Origin of the sequence: Methylobacterium sp. WL120 (assembly GCF_008039465.1) — a bacterium.
GTDB classification, from domain to species: Bacteria; Pseudomonadota; Alphaproteobacteria; order Rhizobiales; family Beijerinckiaceae; genus Methylobacterium; species Methylobacterium cerastii.
The window spans coordinates 1-5,159 of record NZ_VRUT01000238.1; the positions used below are offsets into that span (position 1 = coordinate 1).

General features: G+C 73.6%; 5 protein-coding genes. 1 reads left to right on the plus strand and 4 read right to left on the minus strand.

The genetic code is table 11. The features are described from left to right. Nucleotides 1–1,935, plus strand: a 1,935-nt coding sequence (locus FV229_RS25165) for a helicase-related protein (protein ID WP_147754547.1), incomplete at its 5' end; no start/stop codon positions are given. A 434-nt stretch (nt 1,936–2,369) separates the two neighbouring features. Here FV229_RS25165 and FV229_RS25170 read toward each other — a convergent pair. From FV229_RS25170 to uraH (FV229_RS25185), 4 genes are all read right to left on the minus strand, one after another. After that, entirely contained in the window at nt 2,370–3,560 is a 1,191-nt protein-coding gene (locus FV229_RS25170; protein ID WP_147754548.1) for an MFS transporter, read from the minus strand. Between the two features lie 105 nt (nt 3,561–3,665). After that, complete coding sequence (uraD, locus tag FV229_RS25175) at nt 3,666–4,181, minus strand: 2-oxo-4-hydroxy-4-carboxy-5-ureidoimidazoline decarboxylase (RefSeq protein WP_147754549.1); 516 nt, start codon at nt 4,179–4,181, stop codon at nt 3,666–3,668. Between the two features lie 16 nt (nt 4,182–4,197). Beyond that, on the minus strand, nt 4,198–4,545 hold the full coding sequence (gene uraH, locus FV229_RS25180) for a hydroxyisourate hydrolase (protein ID WP_147754550.1): 348 nt from the start codon (nt 4,543–4,545) through the stop codon (nt 4,198–4,200). Nucleotides 4,546–4,590: 45 nt separating this feature from the next. Continuing rightward, nucleotides 4,591–5,043: a hydroxyisourate hydrolase gene (uraH, locus tag FV229_RS25185; RefSeq protein ID WP_147754551.1), complete on the minus strand. Its 453-nt coding sequence runs from the start codon at nt 5,041–5,043 to the stop codon at nt 4,591–4,593. Nucleotides 5,044–5,159 lie beyond the last annotated feature (116 nt).

Sequence of the window (5,159 nt, forward strand, 5' to 3'; positions counted from 1 at the left end):
GCCCTGCGGCTCGCCCTGCCGGCGCTCCGGGCCGAGCCGGCGCGGGACGGCGCCCTCGCCTGGCATCTCCGGGTGAGCCTGCCGCTCCTCGACGACGGCCGCCTCGACCTGCGCCTCGACGCGCCGCCGGGCGAGGCGGCGGCCGAGATCCTGGAGGAGATGGCGCTCGGCAACGATCCGGCCTGGCGGCTCGACGACCTGCGGGCGGCGCTTGCCGAGACCGCGGCCGGGTTCGCGCGCACGCTCCACCGGACGGTGGCGCGCCTGCGCGACCAGATCCGCGACGACCTCCACGAGATCGGGGCGGACGCGCCCACCTACATCGCCCACCTCGACCGGTCGCTGCGCGCCCGCGTCTTCACGCCCTCCCCGAACCTCGCCCACGCGATCCTCGACACCCTGAAGACCGTGCGGACGCGGGCGAAGGTGGTGGCGCGCGAGGAATCCGGACGGCGGCGCCTGCGCGACCGGGTCGGGTTCGGCTCCTACATCGACAAGTTCGTGCCCGCCCGCCGGCTGAACCGGCGCATCGTCTTCCACATGGGCCCGACCAATTCCGGCAAGACCTACGCGGCGCTCGAAATGCTGGCGAAGGCGCCGACCGGGACCTACCTCGCGCCGCTGCGCCTGCTCGCGCTGGAGAACTACGAGGCCCTGCTGGAGCGGGGCCTGCGCGCCGGCATGGTCACCGGCGAGGAGATCCTGGGCGAGCCGGACCCGAGCCACACCGCGCGCACCATCGAGACCGCTGACCTGCGCCGCCCGGTCGAGGTCGCGGTGATCGACGAGATCCAGATGCTGTCCGACCCCGACCGCGGCTGGGCCTGGACCAACGCGCTGTTCGGGATTCCGGCGCGGACCGTGATCGTCTGCGGCTCGGACGACGCGCTCTCGCATGTCCGCCGAGCGGCGGAGGCCGCGGGCGAATCCCTCGACGTGGTCACCTTCGTGCGCAAGACCCCGCTGGTGGCGCTCGGTGAGCCCGTTCCGCTCGAATCCGTGCAGCCGGGGGACGCCGTCGTCGCCTTCTCGCGCCGGGCCGTGCACGAGAACCGCGAGGCGCTGGTGGCGGCCGGGCGCAGCGTCGCCACCATCTACGGCGCGCTCTCGCCGGAGGTGCGGCGGGCGGAAGCGCGGCGCTTCCGCGACCGCGAGGCCGAGGTGCTGGTCACCACCGACGCGATCGGCATGGGCCTGAACCTCGGGCCGCTCAAGCGCGTGATCTTCTCGGCCGTCGCGAAGTGGGACGGCACGGCGACCCGCCCGCTCACCAACCCCGAGATCCGCCAGATCGCGGGACGCGCCGGCCGCTTCGGACATCAGGACGAGGGCCACGTCTCGGCCACCGACGACGCCAGCCTCGGCCCGATCCGCGACGCGCTCGCCGGCGCGCCGACGGCGCCCGCCGCCGACACCCGCTTCTACGTCCGGCCGGACCTGATCGCGATCGAGGCGGCGGCGGCCGAACTCGGCACCGACGCGCTCGCCGAGGTGCTGACGCATTTCTCGCGCGCGACCTTCTACGACGGCTCCCCGTTCCAGCCCTCGGCGATGGAGGAGGCGCTGGAGGCGGCGCGGGCGGTCGACAAGGCGCACCTGCCGATCCGCGAGGCCTTCGCCTTCGCGGTCTGCCCGATCGACCGGCGCGACCCGGCCTCGACGGCCATGCTGGACCGCTGGGTCCAGGCGCGGGCGGCGGGCGCGCCCGTCGCGGCGTTGCGGGCCAACGTCGGCGGCGAGCTCGAATACCTGGAGCGGACGGTGAAGCTCGCCGCCGCCTACCTCTGGCTGGCGCGGCGCTTCCCCGACACGTTCGACGAGGCGGAGGCGACCAAGCTGCTGCGCGGCCGCGCCAACGCCGCCATCGAGCAGACCCTGCGCGAGACGGCTTCGTGCAACCTCGCGGCGCGGACCCGGCCGCGCGTGCCGGCCTGACCGCTGCGGCGTCCTCCCTCCCCTGCGGAGGCTTCCTGATTCACACAGGCCTGGTTCTGGCGGTTCGCTTTGCGCGCATCCGCTCGCCCCGCATGGATCTCGGGCTTGCCCGAGATCCGAACCTACCTGCCGAAATCGGGCAGGCCCGACTTCGGTGGGGGAGAGGGCTTTGCCGACCTCGTCGTCGGCAAAGCGAGGCGGCAGCCGACGGTGAGGGGGCGCGCCCCGGAGGAGGCTCCTCCGTTCGCCCCCCACTCACCGCCGCTTCGGCTTCGCCTTCGCTTCCCGCACGGACGACGAGGTCGGTGCGGGGCTCTCCCCGCCCGCTGGGAGAGGGGAACCCGCGCGTCGTCCGAGGCCGTCACGAGAGGCGAAACCCCAATAGCCTGCAGAAGGCGGAGGGAAGCACGCGTCGGAATCGGACTGGCGCGAAACTAAACCTCGCTCGGCACCACCGGCCGAGCCAGCAACACAGCCGTCGCGATCCCCACCGCCAAAATCGTGACGGCGCAGGTGGCCAGGGCCGCGAACTGGCCGACGCCCTGCAGCGCCGCGCCGAGCACCGCGACGCCGAGCGCCTGGCCGCAGAAGAACGAGAACGCGTGGAGCGCCACCGCCGAGGCGCGGGCCTTGGGGGCGACCTCGGTCACCTGCACCTGGAAGGTGTTGTGCAACATGTAGAATCCGAGCCCCATGGCGACCAGCGCCGCCGCGTCGAGCTGCCAGCGGCCGGCCACGCCGATCGTCGTCAGCGCGGCCGCGCAGACGAGGCCGCCGCCGACCAGCATCCGCTGCATCCCGAGGAACCGGACCAGCAGCCCGACCAGGGCGGAGTAGATCAGCCCGCCGACGGCGAAGCCCGCGAGCGCCAGCCCGGCCTCGCGCGGGCCGCCCTCCCCCCGGGCCTCGATCAGCGGTGCGAGGTGCGGGAAGATGCCGAACACCGCGATCGCCTCGACGAACACCGCCGCGAACAGCACGCGGGCGCGGGGGTCGGCGACGATCGTCCGGTAGCGCGTGAGCGCCAGGCCGAATTCGGGGCGCCGCGGCGGGAGGCGCTGGCTCCGGTCGAAGCCGAACAGCGTCGCGGCGCAGCCGAGCACGGCGACGGCGGCGTTGATCGCGAACACCCCGTGCCAGCCGACCCGCCCCTCGATCAGCCCGGCGAAGGTCGAGCCGGAAAGCTGGCCGAGGATGACCGCGACGAGGAACCGGCCGATCGCCACCTGCCGGCGCTCCATCGGCACCCGGTCGCCCATCAGGGCGAGCGCCAGCGGGATCACCCCGCCGGCGGCCGCGCCCGCCACCATCCGCAGGCCGAACAGCAGGCGCAGGTCCTGGGCCAGGGCGCAGCCGGCGAGCGCCACGACCAGCACCGCGAGGCAGGCGGCGATGACCCGCTCCTTGCCGACCGCGTCGCCCACCGGCCCGAGGATCGGCTGGATCAGCGCGTAGGGCAGCGCGAAGGCGGTCGAGAGCAGGGCCACGGTGTGGGCGTCGCTGCCGAGGTCGCGCGCCAGCACGCCGACCAGCGGCTCGACCGAGCGCCATGCGAAGGTGCTGGAGAAGCCCGCCGCGGCGAGCACCAGGATCAGGCGAGCGGTCGAGGCGGTGGAGGCCGTCATGCGCCGTGGCTCGGGAACGCCCGGCGGCAGGGGCCGGACCGTGCCCGGCCTAGCCGACATCCGCCCGGTTTGCATCCCCGTCGCTGCCTTCGCCGGCGGACGCCGTCACCCGGCGGAGCCGACGATCCGGTCGAGGCGCATGCGCGTGATCGTCGCGATCTCGCTTAGCGCCGCCTCGGCCTCGGTGTCCGCGTCGCGGGCCAGCCTCTGCTCGAACACCTCCAGGATCGCCTCCCGGCTCCGGCCGCGGACCGCGATGATGAACGGGAAGCCGAACTTTTCGCGGTAGGCCGCGTTCAGCCGGTCGAAGCGGTCGAAGTCGGCGACGGTGAGGGCGTCCAGCCCGGCGCTGCCCTGCTCGGCGACCGAGTCCGCCGTCATCTGCCGTGCCCGCGCCGCGGCGCCCGCGAGTTCGGGGTGCCCGTTGAGGAAGGCGAGCCGTTCCGCCGCGGGCGCCGCGCGAACGACGGCGACCATCGCCGCATGCAGGGCGGCGACGCTCGCGAACGGCCGGGCCGCGTAGGCGCGCTCGGCCACCCAGGGCGCGTGCTCGAACGTGGCGGCGAGGAGCGCCACGAAGCCGTCGCGATCGAGGGCGTCGACGGCTGCGATGTCCGGCATCGGGTCCACGCGGGCCTCAGCTGCCGCGATAGGTGGTGCAGCTGCCCGGCGTGCACAGCATCGGCACGTGGTAGTGCTGCTTCACGTCGAAGATCGCGAACCGCACGACGGCGTCGTCGACGAACGGCTCGGCGGCGTCGGGCAGCGTCTTGAAGTAGTCGTCGATGTGGAACTCGAGCTGGTACTCGCCGACCTTCGCGTCGGCGGCGGCGACCACCGGGCCGTCGGTGCGCCCGTCGGCGTTGGTGGTCATCGACTTCACGAAGCGCCACCCGTCGCCCTCCCTGATCGAGAGGTCGATCCTGACGCCTGCCGCGGGGCGCCCGCGCTGCGCATCGAGGACGTGCGTGCTGATCCCGGCCATGGTTTTCGACTTTCCTGATGATGGGTCGGAGACGGCGGGGCGCCCTCAACTTCCGCGGTAGTACGAGTAGCCCCAGGGCGAGAACAGGATCGGCAGGTGGTAGCGCTGTGTGACGTCGCGGACGACGAAGCGCACCGGCACCAGGCCGAGGAAGTTCGGGCTCGGCAGCTTGACGCCGAGCGCCTGGAAGTAGGCCTCGACATGCAGCAGCAGCTCGTAACGGCCGGCCTTGAGCGCGTCGTCCACCAGCAGCGGGTCCGCAGGCCGTCCGGTCGGCGAGGTCGTCACGGTCTTGAGCGGGCGGTAGCCGTCGCCGTCGCGGATCGACAGGTCGCAGACCATGCCGGCGCCGGGCGTGCCGTGGAAGTTGTCGATCGCATGCATCGTCAGGCGGGGTCCGAGGCCCGCCTGCGAGGTCGGCGCGACGGTGAGCGCGCCGGGCTTCTGCGGCGCGGGCGGGGACGTCTGCGCGAGGGCGCCGGTTGAGGCCGCAGCCATGCCGCCGGCTCCGGCGATGACGAGGGAGCGGCGCGTGAGCAAAGGTCGGTCCAAGGGTTCGGTCCTCGCGGGAGACGGTTCGGGCGACGGTTCGGGATGGGGGCAGGGGTCGGGGG